Source organism: Tenacibaculum jejuense (assembly GCF_900198195.1).
In the GTDB taxonomy this organism is placed as follows: Bacteria; Bacteroidota; Bacteroidia; order Flavobacteriales; family Flavobacteriaceae; genus Polaribacter; species Polaribacter jejuensis.
On the sequence record NZ_LT899436.1, the window covers coordinates 3,473,999 to 3,491,999 of the forward strand.

20 protein-coding genes are annotated in these 18,001 nt (G+C 28.7%); 10 read left to right on the forward strand and 10 right to left on the reverse strand.

Annotation, left to right across the window (positions count from 1 at the left end):
* The first annotated feature begins 112 nt into the window (after positions 1-112).
* The 10 genes from AQ1685_RS15065 (at position 113) to AQ1685_RS15110 (ending at position 11,626) form a co-directional block, all read left to right on the forward strand.
* Complete coding sequence (locus AQ1685_RS15065; protein WP_231970204.1) at positions 113-913, forward strand: M15 family metallopeptidase; 801 nt, start codon at positions 113-115, stop codon at positions 911-913.
* A gap of 74 nt (positions 914-987) precedes the next feature.
* Positions 988-4,413: a methylmalonyl-CoA mutase family protein gene (locus AQ1685_RS15070; protein WP_095073500.1), complete on the forward strand. Its 3,426-nt coding sequence runs from the start codon at positions 988-990 to the stop codon at positions 4,411-4,413.
* A 236-nt stretch (positions 4,414-4,649) separates the two neighbouring features.
* Positions 4,650-5,786, forward strand: a complete 1,137-nt coding sequence (locus tag AQ1685_RS15075) for a helix-turn-helix domain-containing protein (protein ID WP_095073502.1) — start codon at positions 4,650-4,652, stop codon at positions 5,784-5,786.
* An 84-nt stretch (positions 5,787-5,870) separates the two neighbouring features.
* Positions 5,871-7,556, forward strand: coding sequence for a serine hydrolase domain-containing protein (locus AQ1685_RS15080; RefSeq protein ID WP_095073503.1), 1,686 nt, complete (start codon positions 5,871-5,873; stop codon positions 7,554-7,556).
* A gap of 31 nt (positions 7,557-7,587) precedes the next feature.
* Positions 7,588-8,136, forward strand: a complete 549-nt coding sequence (locus AQ1685_RS15085; protein ID WP_095073504.1) for a hypothetical protein — start codon at positions 7,588-7,590, stop codon at positions 8,134-8,136.
* Positions 8,137-8,251: 115 nt separating this feature from the next.
* On the forward strand, positions 8,252-8,452 hold the full coding sequence (locus tag AQ1685_RS15090) for a hypothetical protein (RefSeq protein ID WP_095073506.1): 201 nt from the start codon (positions 8,252-8,254) through the stop codon (positions 8,450-8,452).
* Positions 8,453-8,994: 542 nt separating this feature from the next.
* Positions 8,995-9,363, forward strand: a complete 369-nt coding sequence (locus AQ1685_RS15095; protein WP_095073510.1) for a hypothetical protein — start codon at positions 8,995-8,997, stop codon at positions 9,361-9,363.
* Positions 9,363-9,932: a hypothetical protein gene (locus tag AQ1685_RS15100; RefSeq protein WP_095073512.1), complete on the forward strand. Its 570-nt coding sequence runs from the start codon at positions 9,363-9,365 to the stop codon at positions 9,930-9,932. Before AQ1685_RS15095 ends, AQ1685_RS15100 begins: the two co-directional genes overlap by 1 nt.
* Before the next feature lie 112 nt (positions 9,933-10,044).
* Complete coding sequence (locus tag AQ1685_RS15105) at positions 10,045-10,869, forward strand: mechanosensitive ion channel family protein (RefSeq protein WP_231970205.1); 825 nt, start codon at positions 10,045-10,047, stop codon at positions 10,867-10,869.
* 67 nt (positions 10,870-10,936) lie between these two features.
* Positions 10,937-11,626, forward strand: coding sequence for a DUF547 domain-containing protein (locus AQ1685_RS15110; RefSeq protein ID WP_095073514.1), 690 nt, complete (start codon positions 10,937-10,939; stop codon positions 11,624-11,626).
* Between the two features lie 36 nt (positions 11,627-11,662).
* Here AQ1685_RS15110 and AQ1685_RS20535 read toward each other — a convergent pair whose 3' ends face one another.
* From AQ1685_RS20535 to AQ1685_RS15155, 10 genes are all read right to left on the reverse strand, one after another.
* A complete protein-coding gene (locus tag AQ1685_RS20535) occupies positions 11,663-11,854 on the reverse strand; it encodes a hypothetical protein (protein ID WP_095073516.1) in 192 nt (63 codons plus the stop codon).
* A gap of 27 nt (positions 11,855-11,881) precedes the next feature.
* Complete coding sequence (locus AQ1685_RS15115; RefSeq protein ID WP_095073518.1) at positions 11,882-12,385, reverse strand: Dps family protein; 504 nt, start codon at positions 12,383-12,385, stop codon at positions 11,882-11,884.
* Between the two features lie 362 nt (positions 12,386-12,747).
* The gene (locus AQ1685_RS15120) at positions 12,748-13,242 is read right to left on the reverse strand and encodes a hypothetical protein (RefSeq protein WP_095073519.1); all 495 of its coding nucleotides are present in this window, start codon (positions 13,240-13,242) and stop codon (positions 12,748-12,750) included.
* A gap of 425 nt (positions 13,243-13,667) precedes the next feature.
* A complete protein-coding gene (locus AQ1685_RS15125) occupies positions 13,668-14,705 on the reverse strand; it encodes a helix-turn-helix domain-containing protein (protein ID WP_095073521.1) in 1,038 nt (345 codons plus the stop codon).
* 27 nt (positions 14,706-14,732) lie between these two features.
* On the reverse strand, positions 14,733-15,452 hold the full coding sequence (locus tag AQ1685_RS15130) for a YqjF family protein (RefSeq protein ID WP_095073523.1): 720 nt from the start codon (positions 15,450-15,452) through the stop codon (positions 14,733-14,735).
* Positions 15,449-15,847: a hypothetical protein gene (locus tag AQ1685_RS15135; protein ID WP_095073525.1), complete on the reverse strand. Its 399-nt coding sequence runs from the start codon at positions 15,845-15,847 to the stop codon at positions 15,449-15,451. Before AQ1685_RS15135 ends, AQ1685_RS15130 begins: the two co-directional genes overlap by 4 nt.
* An 8-nt stretch (positions 15,848-15,855) precedes the next feature.
* On the reverse strand, positions 15,856-16,329 hold the full coding sequence (locus tag AQ1685_RS15140) for an SRPBCC family protein (RefSeq protein ID WP_095073527.1): 474 nt from the start codon (positions 16,327-16,329) through the stop codon (positions 15,856-15,858).
* 49 nt (positions 16,330-16,378) lie between these two features.
* Complete coding sequence (locus AQ1685_RS15145) at positions 16,379-17,272, reverse strand: TIGR01777 family oxidoreductase (protein ID WP_095073529.1); 894 nt, start codon at positions 17,270-17,272, stop codon at positions 16,379-16,381.
* 8 nt (positions 17,273-17,280) lie between these two features.
* Entirely contained in the window at positions 17,281-17,652 is a 372-nt protein-coding gene (locus AQ1685_RS15150; protein ID WP_095073531.1) for a hypothetical protein, read from the reverse strand.
* Positions 17,649-17,999, reverse strand: a complete 351-nt coding sequence (locus tag AQ1685_RS15155; protein ID WP_095073533.1) for a hypothetical protein — start codon at positions 17,997-17,999, stop codon at positions 17,649-17,651. The genes AQ1685_RS15150 and AQ1685_RS15155 overlap by 4 nt, the downstream gene beginning before the upstream one ends.
* Positions 18,000-18,001 lie beyond the last annotated feature (2 nt).

Here is an 18,001-nt window from a genome sequence, read left to right on the forward strand (position 1 = left end):
TTTTTAAATTTTTAAAATATAAAAATAGTTATCTTGCTTATCGAAATTTAAGCTTTGAACGAGAAGCTTACACATTTGAAACAGACATCAATTATTTAAAAAACAGGAAATTTTGGGCATTTATAAAACATCTATAAAATTTTCATCAATACTATTTTTAAGCATTTTCTTTAACTGCAAAACTGAAAAGAAAATTAAAAAAGAAGAAGTTATCGAAATAGCTGAAGTAGCTATAATTAAAAAAGATACTACACCAAAATATCCAAATTATTTAACAAAAGAATATGTCTTAGGGAAATTTGATTATAAAACACATCCTGACTTTGGTAAAATCCCAAAGAATTTGTCTTCTAGTGAAATGTATTTACGAAAAGAAGTGTTAGAGCAATTCCTTAATATGGTAAATGCTGCAGAAAAAGAAGGTATCAAATTAAAAGCGGTTTCTGCAACTCGAAATTTTCCACACCAAAAAAGAATTTGGGATTATAAATGGACTGACAAATACAAAAAATATCCTGAAGACAAACGCGCTTTAAAAATTTTAGAATACAGTTCTATGCCAGGAACTTCAAGACATCACTGGGGAACTGATGTTGATATTAATGATTTAGAAGATGAATATTTTTTACAAGGAAAAGGTAAAAAAGAATATGAATGGTTAATGAAACACGCAAACAGTTTTGGTTTCTACTTAGTTTATACGTCAAAAGATAACGGAAGAACTGGATACAACGAAGAAAAATGGCACTGGTCTTATGCTCCATTATCTTCAATTTACCTAGAATTCTACAATCAAAACATTACACATCAAGACATTACAGGATTTCAAGGTTCACAGTTTGCAAAAGACATTGACATGATTACCAATTATGTCAATGGAATAAACCCAAAAATATTGACTTATAAGCCCTAAGCTTTTCTTAAACATTGCTTAATTTTTTTGAGATTTTCGTAAATTGCAATTCAAAATAACAACTAAATTTACGAATGGAACAAATAGCTCCTTATAAACCCAAGCATAAAGTAAGAATTGTAACTGCTGCTTCATTATTTGATGGTCATGATGCTGCAATAAACATAATGCGTAGAATTATCCAGTCTACTGGTGTAGAGGTAATTCATTTAGGTCATGATAGAAGTGTTGAAGAGGTAGTAAACTGTGCTATTCAAGAAGATGCTAATGCAATTGCTATGACTTCTTATCAAGGTGGTCATAACGAATACTTTAAATACATGTACGACTTGCTTAAAGAAAAAGGAGCTAGTCATATCAAAATTTTTGGTGGTGGTGGTGGAGTAATCCTTCCTGAAGAAATTAAGGAATTAATGGATTACGGAATTACGCGTATTTATTCTCCAGACGATGGTCGTGAAATGGGATTACAAGGTATGATTAACGATCTTGTACAACAATCTGATTTTGCTATTGGTGACAAATTAAACGATGAAGTAAAGCATTTACACGAAAAAAATATAGGAAGTATTGCTCGTGTCATTTCTTCAGCAGAAAACTTCCCAGAAGTTTCAAAAGAAACTATGGATATTATTCATAAAAAAAATGAAACTTCTAAAACTCCTGTATTAGGTATCACAGGAACTGGTGGTGCTGGTAAATCTAGTTTAGTAGATGAATTAGTTCGTCGTTTCTTAATTGATTTCCCAGAAAAAACTATCGGTTTAATTTCTGTTGATCCGTCTAAAAGAAAAACTGGTGGAGCTTTATTGGGTGACCGTATTCGTATGAATGCTATTAATAACGAACGTGTATATATGCGTTCTTTAGCAACACGCCAGTCTAATTTAGCGTTATCTAAATATGTAAATGAAGCAGTTGAAGTTTTAAAAGCTGCTGAATTTGATTTAATTATTTTGGAAACTTCTGGTATCGGACAATCTGATACTGAAATCATAGAACATTCTGATGCTTCTTTATATGTTATGACTCCTGAATTTGGAGCTGCAACTCAGTTAGAGAAAATTGACATGCTTGATTTTGCTGATTTAGTTGCGATTAACAAATTTGATAAAAGAGGTGCATTAGATGCATTACGCGATGTTAAGAAACAATACATGCGTAATAATAATCTTTGGGATGTACACATGGATGATATGCCTGTGTATGGAACTATTGCTTCTCAATTCAACGATCCAGGAATGAACTCGCTATACAAAGCGATTATGGATAAAGTTGTTGAAAAAACAGGAGCTGATTTAAAATCTACTTTTGAAATTACTAAAGAAATGTCTGAAAAGATATTTGTAATTCCACCAGCTAGAACACGTTACTTATCTGAAATTGCAGAAAATAACAGAGCTTACGATAAAAAAGTAGATGACCAAGAAAAGGTTGCTCAAAAGTTATATGGAATCTTCAAAACCATTGAAAGTGTTTCTGAAGGAACTGTCGCTTTAGATAAATCAGGAATTGATGAAACTTCAATTAAAAAAACAGACGAAAACAGTGATTTCTTAAAATTATTAATCGCTGAATTTGATCGTGTTAAAATGAATTTAGACCCTTATAATTGGGAAGTCATTTTAAATTGGGCAACTAAAGTTCAAAAATATAAAGATCCTATTTACACGTTTAAAGTACGTGATAAAGAAATAAAAATTGAAACGCATACAAAATCACTTTCTCATTCTGATATTCCTAAGGTAGCTTTACCTAAATATCAAGCTTGGGGTGATTTATTACGTTGGAATTTACAAGAAAATGTTCCTGGAGAATTCCCTTATGCATCTGGATTATATCCTTTCAAAAGAACTGGTGAAGATCCAACAAGGATGTTTGCAGGAGAAGGTGGACCAGAACGTACAAACAGACGTTTCCATTACGTAAGTTTAGGAATGCCAGCAAAACGTTTATCTACTGCTTTTGACTCGGTAACCTTATACGGAAATGATCCTGGACATAGACCTGATATTTACGGAAAAATTGGAAATGCTGGAGTATCTATTTGCTGTTTAGATGACGCTAAGAAATTATACTCTGGATTCGATTTAAGTCATGCTATGACTTCTGTATCGATGACAATTAATGGTCCGGCTCCAATGTTATTAGGATTCTTTATGAATGCTGCAATTGATCAAAACTGTGAGAAATATATTAAAGAACACGGCTTAGAATCGAAAGTAGAAGCTAAATTAAAAGAGTTATACGACGATAAAGGTATCGCTAGACCAAAATACAACGGTGATTTACCAGAAGGAAATGATGGTTTAGGTTTATTACTTTTAGGTGTTACTGGAGATCAAGTTTTACCAACAGACGTATATGCAGAAATTAAAGCGAATACATTAGCACAAGTTCGTGGTACAGTTCAAGCAGATATTTTAAAAGAAGATCAGGCGCAGAATACTTGTATTTTCTCTACAGAATTTGCATTACGTTTAATGGGAGATGTTCAAGAGTATTTTATTGAGAAAAATGTACGTAACTTCTACTCTGTTTCTATTTCTGGATATCATATTGCCGAAGCTGGTGCAAATCCAATTACACAGTTAGCCTTAACTTTAGCTAACGGATTTACCTATGTAGAGTATTATTTATCTAGAGGGATGGATATTAATAAGTTTGGACCAAACTTATCGTTCTTCTTCTCAAATGGTATCGATCCAGAATATGCTGTAATCGGACGTGTAGCTCGTAAGATTTGGGCAAAAGCGTTAAAATATAAATACGGAGCAAATCCACGTGCACAAATGTTGAAGTATCACATTCAAACTTCTGGACGTTCTTTACACGCACAGGAAATTGACTTCAACGATATTAGAACTACATTACAAGCATTATATGCAATTTACGACAACTGTAATTCTTTACATACAAATGCTTATGATGAAGCGATTACTACACCTACAGAAGAAAGTGTACGTAGAGCAATGGCAATTCAATTAATTATCAATAAAGAATTAGGATTAGCTAAGAATGAAAACCCGATTCAAGGTTCATTTATTATTGAAGAATTAACTGATTTAGTTGAGGAAGCTGTACTAACAGAATTTGATAGAATTACAGAACGTGGTGGAGTTTTAGGAGCAATGGAAACCATGTATCAACGTTCTAAAATTCAAGAAGAGAGTTTATATTACGAAACTTTAAAACATACAGGAGAGTTCCCAATTATTGGTGTAAATACATTCTTAAGTTCTAAAGGTTCTCCAACAGTTACTCCACAAGAAGTTATTCGTGCAACAGAAGAGGAAAAATTATTCCAAATCAAAACAAAGGAAAACTTAAATGAAGCTAACAAACAAGAAGTACAAAATCAATTAAAGATTGTACAGCAAGCTGCTATTCAAAACGAAAATATTTTTGAATGTTTAATGGAAGCTGCTAAAGTTTGTTCTTTAGGTCAGATTACTTCAGCATTATTTGAAGTTGGTGGGCAATACAGAAGAAATATGTAATAATTATATACGTCAACCTAAACTTGCATGTGCTGAATTCATTTCAGTAATTTCAGGTTCTCATTGTAAACTGTTTCTTAAATAGCTTTATGAGATTCCGAAATAAATTCGAAATGACGCAAAACCAATTATTCTAATATAAAATAAAGAGCAGTAGAAATGTTAAGTTTTTACTGCTCTTTTTCTATAAAGAAATTATATTGTTGAGCTAAAATGCAATCCAAACCTATAAATTAATGTGTGAACTAAATTTAAACATCTTTAATCTTGTTATAATTGCGTCGATTTTTATAGGCACTACATTTGGATCATTACTCATTTTTACCAAACGTATCAATAGAAAAGCTAATTCCCTTCTTGGCTTAGTTGTATTTATTATTGTTTTATGGAATATTTGGGTTGTAAGTATAGATTTTCAGTTCACTCATTATTTCACTTACTTTTATTTAATTCCGTTACACTACTCTTTGGTTCTTGGTCCATTATTATATTTCTATGTGAAACGAATGACTAATTTTAGTTTTCACTTTTCTAAAAAAGAACTCCTTCATTTCTTACCCGTAATTTTAGAACTCAGCGTTCATTTTCTTATTATTAGAGAAGCTTTTACAACTCAGAAAACTAGTATTGAAACAGGTATTTTTTATCAAATAATTCCAATTATTCAATTCCTTGCTATTATTTCCGTTGTTTCGTACAGTATTTATGCTTTAAAAGAAATCAGAATTTATCAAACTTGGCTTAACGAGAATTATAGTGACAACAATGCATATAATTTAAGATGGTTATATCGATTAATCGTCATATTCGCTATAATCTGGATACTTTGGGTTCCATATACTTTTATAGATTATTTAGTATTTAATTTTCAGTTAGGTATTAGTGATTATTATCCTATGTATATAGCACTTTCTATAATTACAATTTGGATTAGCGCTGAAGCTTTTTTACGACCTGAAATTGTTTTCTTAGAAGCAAACAAAAAAGAGGTTCACCATAAAAAAGAATACCCAACTGAAGAAATTCTTGAAAAAGCTTCTTGGCTAAAAGAAGAAATGAAAAAAAATCGTTTTTACTTAAATTCTGAATTAACCTTAAAATCTCTTGCCGATAATCTTAATATGCATCCTAACATGTTATCTAAAGTAATTAATGACGGATTAAATAAGAATTTTTCAGACTTTATTAATGAATATCGTGTTAATGCAATTGTAGAAAAATTACAGAGTGGTAATCACGATCATATTACTTTATTAGGATTGTCTTTTGAATGCGGTTTTAATTCAAAAACGACTTTTAATCGGGTATTTAAAAATATAAAAGGAATTACTCCTTTGCAGTATAAAAAATCCATAGAAAACAATTCTAAATAGTATTAAATACGTTCCATTTTATAAATTGGAGCGTTTGAAATCCTTCTTAAATCTATGTTTGTTAGCAATAAAATACTAATAAACATGAAATTAAATTTTAACTTACTGTGTATTGTTTATCTCTTTATTGCTTGCAATACTATAAGTTCTTCTCAGAAAAAAAATCAATTAGAAACACCAGAAAACACCTTGTTTTTTTCTAAGGTTGATTTCAAAACCAATAAAATCACGTCCGATAATTATACAAATGATCTCACATTACATAAAGACCCCTTTTTAAATATTCACTTTACGCTAAAAGAACCACTTGTAAAAAGTCTTAAATCATTAGCTCCTCATTTAACTGACGAGCAATTATTAAACAGTGGAAATTTTCAATTTACTTTTTTAGTAAATGGTAAAAAAGTACATATCGAAAATTTAAATAAAGGTGCTGGTACTTTAGAAACTAAAACCAATAAACTTACCTATAAACTTCCTTTAATTTATCCTGAACAAATTGATTTTTGGAGTTGGTTTATGTGGTTAAAATTTATGAAATTAAGTGGTGGAGAAGATATTTTAACTGAAGGAAAACATTCGCTGACTGTAGAAGTAAGATCGTATTTGAAAGATCAAAAATTAAAAACAGGACCTATTTTATCTAAAGGAACTTTAAAAATTGAAGTTGCAAGAATTAAAATTAACGAACAATTAGTCCCTGTTCAAAAAATAAAACCAATTAACGATTGGAAAATTTCAAAGGTTAACTACGATACAAATAAGATTGAAGCTTTAAACAGAAAAATAGCTGAGAAAAGATTTGATCAAATTAATGGAATTATAGTCATAAAAAACAATGAACTTTTAATTGAAGAATATTTTAATGGAGCCAATAGAAATAGTTTACACGATGTTAGATCTGTGGGGAAATCTTTTGCTTCTACTCTATTAGGAATTGCAATTCAAGAAAATCATATTAATAATGAAAAAGCTCTTTTAAAAGATTTTTACAACTTAAGGTCTTTTAAAAACTATACTCAAAAGAAAGACAGTGTCACTTTAGAATCGTTATTAACTATGAGTTCTGGTTTTCTTGGCGACGACACAAATTATAATAGTCCAGGAAATGAAGAAAAAATGTATCCAACCAAAAATTGGGTTGATTTTACATTGAACTTACCCATGGAAAAAGATAAAAAAATAGGATTTGATTTCAGTTATTTTACTGCTGGAGTTGTTGTTTTAGGAGATGTAATTCATAAATCTGTTCCTGAGGGATTGGTTTCTTATGCTGACAAAAAATTATTTAAACCTCTCGAAATTACTAATTACAAATGGCAATATACACCCCAAAAAGTGGGAAATACAGCTGGAGGAATTCAATTAAGAGCCATTGACTTTGCGAAATATGGACAGCTATATAAAAACAAAGGAACTTGGAAAGACAAGCAAATTCTTAATGAAAAGTGGGTAGAAAAAACCTTATCTAAACAAGTGTCGCTAGCTAATATTGGATTAGAAAATGAATATTACGGTTTTCTATTCTGGAATAAAACATATACTGTAAACAACAAAACTTATGAAGTTTCATATTGTAGTGGTAGAGGCGGAAATAAAATCTTCATTTTTAAAGATATTCCTTTTGTTGTTGTTATTACTGCTTCGGCATATAATGCTCCAAATGCTCATTCTAATGTTGATAAAATGATGGAAGAATACATACTTCCTGCTGTAATCGATAAAAAATTAGAATATTCTCAAAACTTTACTGGTATCATTTTTGATTGACAAAATTGTCTATTAAAATCAATCAAATACTATGGAAAAACTATATTACAGTTTAGCTGCTTTAGCACTAATTTTGCTTTATTCTTGTTCAGAAGATGAAAACCAAAACTTCTCTTTTCAAGGACATTACGAAATTTCACAAATGACTTCCGATACTTCTGTAGATTTGAATGAAGATGGAATCGCTTCAACAAATCTTTTGAATGAGATTGTTCCTTATTATTTTGAAAATACAGTATATGATTTGGAGATTAGACCTCATAATTATACCGAATCTGATGCGAAGTTGATTCTTTTTTCAATTCCTCATCAAATTTTATTGTTTGATGATCCGAATGACCAAAATAGTTCTATTGATTATTGTAAAAAAGGATTTGGAACTTCATATGAATTTTCAGACAATAAAATTCAATTGGAAAATTTCAGCAATGATTTTATCACTATTAAAAATATAGAAATACTATCAAATGACAACATAAAAACTAATATTGAGAAGGAATATTTTGATACAGAAACTGAAAATTGGGTAAAATTATCTATAGAAATTGTATATCAAAAAATAGATTTGGAAGCCTTGTAAAATCTGATAAAATTTAAACCTAGAGAATAACTAAAAATAAAATATTTTGTAAAACACTGTAACAAAAAGACTTATTACTCTTCTTATATGTGTAATCAAAATTATAAAAACATAAATGAGTAAAACGTATTTTATTTTTAGTTTAATCTTCGCAACAGGCTTAGGAACTTCTTTAGGAGTTAATTTCGGAACTTTAACTGGAAATCTTTCAGTAGGTATTTTACTTGGTAGTATAACAGGTTTATTATTAGGTTTTGGAGTGGGTTATTCACTAAAAGCTTATGTTGAAAATTATAAAATTCAAAATACATTATAATACAACAACACAACTAACCTTTAGAAACTTATAAAATTGAATCCTGAGTATATCTTACTCAGGATTTTTTATTTTTATTGCACCAATTATTGATGGATAAAATTTTTAAATGGATATATGAGCTTTTAAAATGGTTAGCTAAAATTACAGGCTTTAGCTATAATGAGATCAACGTTATAGTTTATTATATCATTATTCCTTCTTTATTTCTTTATTTATTGAGTAGAATAGTAAAGAATTATACCATAATTTTATCTTTTTTAGTTTTCATTTTTACAACTCTACTTTTTATTAAAAATTTTAAATTATTCTCTGATCATCTTTTTAAAAAATCTGTAAACTTTTTAAACTGGTTTCAAATCATAGGTTTAAATTACATACAAGCTTCTGTAATTATCTGTGTGTTTATTCCTTTTCTAATTATTTTAATATTACTCTTGTATCGAAAAAAACAAGTTTAAAATTTTAGTTTTATAGTATACATCTTCAAGTTTTTTAAGTAATTTAACCCTCAATTTAAACGACCAAAGCTCCTATCTAATATGAAAAAAACGAATATTATACTTCTCATTATACTTTGTATTATTGGAGTCTCTAATCTTATTAAAGTTTTTACTTTAGATAATCATTTGAAAAATGCTAAAGAATCTTTGCAAAAAGCTCAAGATGAAGTAGAGAATGCTCAACAACTCAACAGTAAAGCACAAAAAGAAATACAAGGTTTAAAAACCGTGGTAGAAAAATATGAATTTCAAAATGAAGCTTTACAACTAGAAATTGATTCAATTGTTTTAAATAAAAGAGCAAAGGCTCCTAAAGATTGGGCAGAACGCCAAAGCATAAAGAAGAAACAACAAGAAATTACTGCCAGACTAGAATATTTACGTCAAAAAAATAATGAATTTGAATAATGAAAAACACCATCAAATTAACCTTAATCATAACAATATTACTCTCTGTTTTTAATACTGTTTATGCTCAAAAGAAAGTAAAAGACACCATTGTAATTGGTAAAGAATATGCTCGTTCTCGTAAGCTTCCAATTACTGTTAATAAAGGAACTGTAATCATAAATCAGATTGACTCACTTCATTTAGTAAATCAGATTCGATTTCACTATTATGAAGAATTAAGAAAAGAATTATTTAAAAATGATTTCGGAAAAGATATCGAAAACATTGTTTTAAAATATGAACGAATTGTTGAAGAAAACAATGAGCTATTTGATCAATTAGAACAAAAATCAAAAGCACAGTCTGACTTATTTAAAAAGACTATTAGTGAACTAAAAAAATCATTAGATGAAACTGATAGAACACTAAACTTAACTCAAAAATCTCTAGACAATGCCAATACTTCGATAGAATTAAGTATGAGACAAATTGAAAGTGCTCAACGTAGACAGTTTTGGAAAAACTTCGGATTTATTGGTGGTGGTATCGGAATGGGACTTTTGTTAGGATTATTAATAGCTAACTAAAACAACCATAATAAACTGATTTCTAAAAACATCTATTCATTTCTAAAGAATTAAAAGTTTTATTTCATTAAATTTAGCAGTAAACTAATCTGTAATTATTAAAAATCAATGTATGAAAACTATTGATTTCGATGAGATCTTAAAACTTATTCAAGAAAAAGCCATAGTGTATGTTCCTAAATTACTTTTAGGAGGTCTTATTTTATGGATAGGAATGAAGTTAGCAAATCGTTTAATTAACTTTCTATCAAAAATTCTTGAGAAAGCTGGCTTTGATGATACGATTCGTCCGTTTTTGGTATCGATGCTCAGCTTTATTTTAAAAGGAGCTTTATTACTTATCGTAGCTTCTATTTTGGGTGTAAATCTTTCTAGTTTAGTTGCATTACTCGCTGCTATTGGCTTTGCTATTGGTATGGCTTTACAAGGAAGTTTAGGAAATTTTGCGTCTGGGATATTGATTTTAACACTAAAACCCTACAAATCTGGAGATTGGATTCAAGTTGAAGAAAAATTTGGAAAGGTAGAAGAAATTGGGATTTTTAGTACAACCATTGTTTCACCTGGTCATAAAACATTAATTATTCCTAATGCAAAAATTACTGATGGTGTAGTTACTAATTATTCTAAAAAGGGAATGGTTCGTTTGGAAATTAATGTAACTATGCCTTATGCTGAAAGCTTTCCAAAGGTAAAAGAGATTATAAAAACTGCTTTAGCCAATGTAAATAATATACTAACAGAGCCTGAAACTGAAATTGGGATTGAAACTTTTGACTCTCATAGTATTGAATTAACTATTCGTCCTTATGTACATCCTGAAGATTTTTGGCAAGTTACTTTCGATACTCATGAAACGGTTAAAAAAGCTTTTAGTGATCATAAAATTCAAGTGGCATATTCAGAAGGTGTAGAACTTGGTAGTATTGGTGAATAAATCGTACATCATTGTAAGCAAATAAAAAAATATAGTCTAATTAAGTAATTGATCTAAAACTAGAGTTATGACTCATGCTTCTTTACTTGATATCTCTGAACAACTTTTATTGACAATAAAAGAAAATAAAGATACTACAAAACTAAAATTAACACTATCGTTTACTCCTTTCGAAGAATTTAAAAATGAGTTAAAAAATGATACCGACAAGAAAGTATTTTGGATTAATATTTACAATGCTTATTTCCAAATTTTAAGAAAAGAGCTACACATTACAAAACCTAAAATTTATACTGAAAAAATTATTAAAATAGCTGAGCATTACTTTAGCCTAGATGACATAGAACATGGTATTTTAAGAAAGTATAGGTATAAGTATTCTTTAGGTTTCTTAGCTAATTTCTTTGCTTCTAAATTAATTAAATCTTTAGCTGTAAAAATAATTGATTATCGAATTCACTTTGCTTTGAATTGTGGTGCAAAAAGCTGTCCACCAATTGCGTTTTATAATGCTGAAAAAATAAATGAACAACTTGATTTAGCTACACAATCGTTTTTAGAAAACGAAACTATCTTCTTTCATGATAAAAAAGAAGTTCACGTGACCATGTTATTCAAATGGTTTTTGAAAGATTTTGGTAATTTTAAAGGGATTCGTAACATTTACAAAACACAGTTAAATAAAGATATTTCTAAATACACTATAAAATTCACTCCATATTCTTGGGAAGAAAATTTAGATAATTTTATTTCATAAAAAAACTTCACGCTTTTCAACGTGAAGTTTTTCTTTTTAAATATATAAATGGCAATCGTCACACATTTTCACCTCTCCATAATATGTCTCTCTGTACTTGTGCAACGTTGCTATCGGAAGGAACAGAAAATACTTTTTTATATATGTTACTTTTGTAAGTAATCTTCCCATTTTGGGAGAAAACCTGTTTTCTAGCTTAGTTTTTCTTTTTATGTGTAGTAATTTCATATATTTTTTAAATTTTGTGGTTAGAATCTATGCTAATACGATATCTGCTTTTAACTGAGATACTTTACTTTTTGTCCAAGCATTTAACATCCAACTTGTTTTTTCTAAATCTTTTACGTAGCCTCCAATTAAATCTATTGTTCCTTCATCGCTTACTTTTTCTGCTTTTTTAATTACTACATTCATTTGATATAATAACTTCTTGTGATCTTCTAATAAAATTAAAATCATATCTCTATCGGTTTGAAACGGAGATGTTTCTGAAATTGAAGATATTTTTAAGTATCTACTATATCTACTTACCGGGTGAAACTGTAATGTTAGTATTCGCTCTGCAATTTCATCTATTTTTCCTCTTGCATCAGTATACATTTCTTCAAATTTCTCATGTAATTCAAAAAAGTTTTCTCCTACAATATTCCAGTGGAAATTTCTTAATTTTTGATAATACACATGATAATCTGCTAACAATTGATTTAATTGTTTTGCTACTAGTAAATTTTCTTCTTTATTTCTTGTTAAATAATTCATTTCTTAAATGTTTTTGTAGCGATCATTGTAATAATGATTGCTGATTCGTAATTCTTTTTGAAAAAGCTCTGCACTGAGTACAGAGCTTATGATAGAGTAATGGTATTTACTCCAATTGTCGGGGGAAACAAACTTTCTATGTTGATAAAATCTTTATTGGTAAATAATTATTTTAATTGAATCCCTCTTCTTTCTGTTCACAGCAAAAAGATTAAATAATTAACAACACACGTACAACTTATAATCTTTTTGCTGATTTGTATTAGCTTTATAATGAGGCTCTGCACTGAATACAGAGCCTATTCTGGAGTAAGATTACTCCGACGATTTGGGGAAAATCGAATGCTTTCTAATCCCTTGCACTAGTAAGTTAATATAAATTCGAATTCCTCTTCGCTATCGTCTAAAGCTGTAATTTTGAAATCTCTTTCATCCGTTAGTATAACTTCTCCTGTGAAATTTTCAATATTCTTAAATGAATCTGTATCTAACGAAATTCTTGTGGGTAACACAGTACTTTGAGATAATAATGCGTTGTCTTTATTCAATCTATAAGAAATTAAATATGCATCATCATAATATTGATCTTGATCGTTATCTGTCATTACAATCTTTGTCACTTCAATAGGTGCTTCAACTCGATCTTGATTTAATTTGTAACGGTCTTTTTGATCAAACTTTACTTTTTCTTCTTTTAATGTGATTATTTTCACATTTCTGTGAATCCATTCACCATCTAAATAAACTTTTGTTTTTCCTTCCTCAACAGTTTTGATATAATCTGTTTTAATGACATCTTGTTGTGCAAACAAGAATCCTAAACTAAAAATTAATGCTGTTGTTAATACTTTTTTCATAATGTATGTGTTTTTAAGTTAGTAGTAACTTACTTTTTAGATGCTTACTAATTAACATCTGCATTTATGCTTTTAAACAAATACACTACAAAATTAGGGAGAGAGTTCCTTGCTTCTTTGCTCATTTGATTTCTTTATTAACTCATTTGATAAACACAAAAAAACCTAGCTATCAAACCATTACAACAAATGATATGAGCTAATAAAAATTTCTTTTGTGATCATATGTATTCTTTTAATTCTTTAGCTTAAAAGAAATTAATTTATAGAATATGAGAAAAGTGAATAAATTTTTAAATATCAGAAGAAAACGATCTAAACCTATTAACCAGAAATATTATAAAGCCAATAACATTATAATTATATTAGGTATAATTGCTTTGCTTGGTTTTATTGTATTGGGTGTTTTTTTAAGTTTTTAAAACTTAAGCAATTTTTATTTTAGACTCTTTTTTATTTTTCAAAAATTGACTAGGAGTTAAACCGTATTTTCGTTTAAAAATTTTAGAAAAGTAACTTCTACTACTAAAACCTATGGTATAAACTACTTGAGAAATATTATAATCTGTATTGTTTAATAGATCTCTTGCTTTTTCTAAACGAACATGTCTTAAATATTCAATTACAGTTCTAGAAAATAATAATTTAAATCCTTCTTGAAGTTTTACTTGAGTAAGCCCGATTTCATTGGCCATTTGCTCTACAGTATAATCTTCAGAAACATCTTTTGTAATTTTCGCAGCTAACTTTCGAATTAATTTGATTTCTTTTTTGGTAAGATCTGTTACAATCTCTTTTTTCTTTTTAACATCTTTATTATGCTGTAACATGTGCTCAGATAAAATCTGATAAATAATTCCCTCCTTCATTAGGATACGAATCATTCCTTTTTGCTTTATCTTATTTAGCCTCTTTACAAGGTTAGACAACTTTAAATTATATGTTCCGAAATAAGCAAAGGTGTTTTCATGTTGTTTATCATGAAAAACTTCATATAGTTTTTGATTCAAAATTGAAGCATCATTTAGCCTCTTTTTTATAAATTCTTTTCTACTTACTTGAACTAAATTGATGAAGACTTTTACATTTTTTTCAAAGTATCCGTAATTATATCCTCCTTTTTTACTTGTTATAATTACTGGTTGAAATTGATCTACTTTTCGTTTAATATCTTCCAACTCGAATCGATGTAAGGAATATCCTTCTAAAGTATAAACGAAATGAATAGGGTTATACATGGTTGTATCCATTATTAAATGAATATCATCAAAGAAAGTGATATCATATTCTAAAAGGCTTCCTCCCCACTCAAAAGTTATGAAAGTAATTTTACCAAAAGCTTTATCATTATTGACACTTAAGATATATTCTCCCCATCTTTCTGTAATTTCTCCTCCAATTACTTCTTGAATTTGTTGTACAGTTCCTTCTGTTGTCGTAGCAGTAATATGAATTTTTTTCATGTTCAAGTATAAACTCAAACAAATATATTAAATATAGTCTACTATAGAACGTTTTCCTTCCACAGAAACTTCTGATCCTTCTAATAAAAATATGGATGTTGGTTTTTCGTCTTTTAGAAACTCAAAATCATCTCCATAATTTGCTTTAAAATCAACCTCTATTTCTGAACTAATTACCGGATAAAACTGCCACGTTGGGTGTTTTACTTCATATTCTGTAGTTGTTTTTGTCCCTTTGTCAGAATATCCCCAATAATGTTCAGCAATAAATTCTATCTCAGAATTTGGTGAAATTTCTTGTTGCTCAGTTGTAGTTTTTACAGCAATACGATTCCACTTTTTATGTTTTTTCCATTTATACTCTACATTTATCTTTTCTTCAGTAATATTCCAATGATGTTGCATTGGCAACGTCTCGTAATGTTCATTATAAATTGTATTTGCAACAAAAGTAATTGCTGATTTTGGTACAATTTCTTTAATAAAAACAACACCTCTTTTTGTTTCTCCTTCGTGTTCTCTTTTTACATAGAATCTAAGATTTACTTCTTCGAAATTAACATGAAAAGGAACTTTTATACCTAACAATTTCGTGTTTAAAAACATAAAACCAACTACACTTACATAGCATTTACCTTCAAAAAAATCTAACAATGTTCCTTTAGGTACATATGGTTCTAATATTTCTGGATTAATTGCATAATTAATCATAACTAACTTTCGCCATTCTGCTTTTAAAAAACTCATATTTCTTGTTTTTCTAATTTATAAAGACACTCTATTAAATACGTGAAAAATAGAGCTAAAATAATAGGTATCGCTGTTAAAATATATCCTAAAAAATCGATATTAAATGGGATAGATTCTGCTGTAAAATAGAGAATAAAACATACTAAAAAATATATTCCAACTGAATTCGTGTAATAGTTGATTCTTTTGTAACTTTTTTGATCTTCTTCTTTGATTACGTAGTAAAGATTAATTCCTGCTATAACTTGAAATATTCCTAAAGGAATAGCTAATACTAAGCTCCAAACAGCATATTCAAACAGTGAGAAAAATAGTCCAATAAGTAATGAACCAAAAATTAACAGCATAAAAACTCTATTTAACCATGTAGTTATTACAATTGTTTTATTCATACTTCAAATTATGTTATAATTTCCTTCCATTTTCCAGACTCAGCATAAGATTTTATTGTATGATTTCTTTCTATTAAAAAACGCGTCATATACTTTTCCATGAAAAGATAATCGACAAACTTTCCTAGTATTCCCAAAGGTGAAATATACTCCATAACATCTACTAACAAAGTAGTATTATTTTGGTATGAGAAAAAATGTTCGTGCCTAAATTTTTTAAAAGCTCCTTTTATCATTTTGTCTGCAAAATAGCTCGATGGAACACATCCTGTAATTTTAGATGTAAAATTCTGATAAACTCCTAAATGTTTTGCTCGCCAAGTAACAGTTTCTCCTAATTCTATTAATCCTGATTTCCTTCCTGCTACTACTCTTTCGTTTGTTTCTTGAGTTGAAATTTTATGCAACTCGATACTTCTTGATAAATCGAAAACTAATTGTTTCGGTGCTTTTATTTTAGTGAATAACATGATTGTTGGCATAATTTTATTTTTAATTGTTCAACTTCTATTTACTTCTTTTCTTATTTCATCATATTTTAAATTCGTAAAAATTATCTGTTTGAAATTGAAATCCTAAATCCAATAATTTTTTCGGATACACATTTCTACTTTTTAATAATAATTCTGTTTCTGTTCCAATAAATTTTGCTCCTAATTTTAACATCCATTTTGGTGATGGTAAACCCAGAGGAACTTTTAATTTTTGTCTTAATTCTTTTTGAAATACTTCATTCTCAATTGGATTTGGAACACACAGATTATAAACTCCCGATTTTTGAGTGATTAAAAAATTTATAGCATTTATATAATCTTGCTCTGAAATCCAACTGATAAATTGTTTTCCATCACCTTGCTTTCCTCCTAATCCTAATTTTGTCATTCTTTTCATTATCGGAAATGCTCCTCCTTTATTTCCAATAACAATTGATGTTCTTGTAATTATCTTTTTAGTTTTTGGTAATTCAAAAGCATTAAAAACTTGTTCCCATTTCTTGCATACATCCATAGAAAAATCGATTCCTATTTCTCCTTCGTCTTCAGTCATTAATTTATCCTTTGAATGTCTGTAAATCGTTGCTGAAGAAGACTGAATAAAAACTTTAGGTGGAAACTTTAGCTCTTGGATAACTTCACATAATACTTTTGTACTTTCTAATCTGCTTGAGTAAATTTCAGCTTTATTTTTAGCTGTATATCTACAATTTACCGATTTGCCTGTTAAGTTGATTAATAGATCTGTGTTTTCTAAAAAGTTAGTCCAATAACCTTTTGTTTTTCCATCCCATTGTAAGTAGTTTACATTTTCAACATTTAATTGTTGTGTTCTAGTTAAAATGTAAATCTGATTTTCTTTCTTTTTTCTATAGTATTCGGTAAGCAACTTCCCCAAATATCCAGCTCCTCCAGCGATAACGATTTTCATAACTAACCCTAATTTTGTGTTCTTAAATTTTCTCTTTTACTTGCTTTTCTTCCTTTTAAAAAGAACATGATAAATACAATCATTACTACACCTAAATAGACTGAAAAACCTCCAATTTTTGCACTTAATGTTTCTACTAAATCTTTGTAATCTGTTAGCGAATAAATTTTAATGATTTTTAACGCAAAACCAATGTTTACCAAATAGAAACCAATTTTAAATAACTTATTGGTTGCCATAGCTATTTCTTGTTGCTGATTGAAAATATCTAGCATAAAAATTTTACTGTTTTTAAATAAATGTTGCGAAACAAAAGTTGTTAATCCTGTACTGATTGGTAAGTAAATAGCGTAGGCGATTAATATTAATGTTGTACTCATAATGACTTGTTTTTAAATTGTTTGTGATATATATAAATTGTGGTTAAATTAATTCCGTGTAAAAAGGCAATCAGTAATAAAATAAAACTCAATCGCTTTGTTATTTCTTCTATTAATTGTTGGATTGTCTCTATGTTATTTAATGAATTCAGTGTAAAAATTACGATGCCTAAATTCAAAACATAATAGGCTGTTCTTAAAACATTATTAATTCCATTTGCGAAGTTTAAATCATTTGGAAAAAAATTAGTGATGTATGTTTTTCCGTTTTGATAACATTCATTTCCAACATAAACTATGGTAATTCCAGAGATGAGGATGTAAACTATGTAGGTTACAATATCCATAG

Excerpts from the sequence above, each read along its gene's own strand:
- AQ1685_RS15075 (WP_095073502.1), top strand. The coding sequence starts at position 4,650 with ATGTGTGAACTAAATTTAAACATCTTTAATCTTGTTATAATTGCGTCG.
- AQ1685_RS15135 (WP_095073525.1), bottom strand. The coding sequence starts at position 15,847 with ATGAATAAAACAATTGTAATAACTACATGGTTAAATAGAGTTTTTATG.
- AQ1685_RS15155 (WP_095073533.1), bottom strand. The coding sequence starts at position 17,999 with ATGGATATTGTAACCTACATAGTTTACATCCTCATCTCTGGAATTACC.
- AQ1685_RS15070 (WP_095073500.1), top strand. The coding sequence starts at position 988 with ATGGAACAAATAGCTCCTTATAAACCCAAGCATAAAGTAAGAATTGTA.
- AQ1685_RS15080 (WP_095073503.1), top strand. The coding sequence starts at position 5,871 with ATGAAATTAAATTTTAACTTACTGTGTATTGTTTATCTCTTTATTGCT.
- AQ1685_RS15120 (WP_095073519.1), bottom strand. The coding sequence starts at position 13,242 with ATGAAAAAAGTATTAACAACAGCATTAATTTTTAGTTTAGGATTCTTG.
- AQ1685_RS15145 (WP_095073529.1), bottom strand. The coding sequence starts at position 17,272 with ATGAAAATCGTTATCGCTGGAGGAGCTGGATATTTGGGGAAGTTGCTT.
- AQ1685_RS15100 (WP_095073512.1), top strand. The coding sequence starts at position 9,363 with ATGAAAAACACCATCAAATTAACCTTAATCATAACAATATTACTCTCT.
- AQ1685_RS15095 (WP_095073510.1), top strand. The coding sequence starts at position 8,995 with ATGAAAAAAACGAATATTATACTTCTCATTATACTTTGTATTATTGGA.
- AQ1685_RS15085 (WP_095073504.1), top strand. The coding sequence starts at position 7,588 with ATGGAAAAACTATATTACAGTTTAGCTGCTTTAGCACTAATTTTGCTT.
- AQ1685_RS20535 (WP_095073516.1), bottom strand. The coding sequence starts at position 11,854 with ATGAAATTACTACACATAAAAAGAAAAACTAAGCTAGAAAACAGGTTT.
- AQ1685_RS15140 (WP_095073527.1), bottom strand. The coding sequence starts at position 16,329 with ATGCCAACAATCATGTTATTCACTAAAATAAAAGCACCGAAACAATTA.
- AQ1685_RS15110 (WP_095073514.1), top strand. The coding sequence starts at position 10,937 with ATGACTCATGCTTCTTTACTTGATATCTCTGAACAACTTTTATTGACA.
- AQ1685_RS15115 (WP_095073518.1), bottom strand. The coding sequence starts at position 12,385 with ATGAATTATTTAACAAGAAATAAAGAAGAAAATTTACTAGTAGCAAAA.
- AQ1685_RS15105 (WP_231970205.1), top strand. The coding sequence starts at position 10,045 with ATGAAAACTATTGATTTCGATGAGATCTTAAAACTTATTCAAGAAAAA.
- AQ1685_RS15150 (WP_095073531.1), bottom strand. The coding sequence starts at position 17,652 with ATGAGTACAACATTAATATTAATCGCCTACGCTATTTACTTACCAATC.
- AQ1685_RS15090 (WP_095073506.1), top strand. The coding sequence starts at position 8,252 with ATGAGTAAAACGTATTTTATTTTTAGTTTAATCTTCGCAACAGGCTTA.
- AQ1685_RS15125 (WP_095073521.1), bottom strand. The coding sequence starts at position 14,705 with ATGAAAAAAATTCATATTACTGCTACGACAACAGAAGGAACTGTACAA.
- AQ1685_RS15130 (WP_095073523.1), bottom strand. The coding sequence starts at position 15,452 with ATGAGTTTTTTAAAAGCAGAATGGCGAAAGTTAGTTATGATTAATTAT.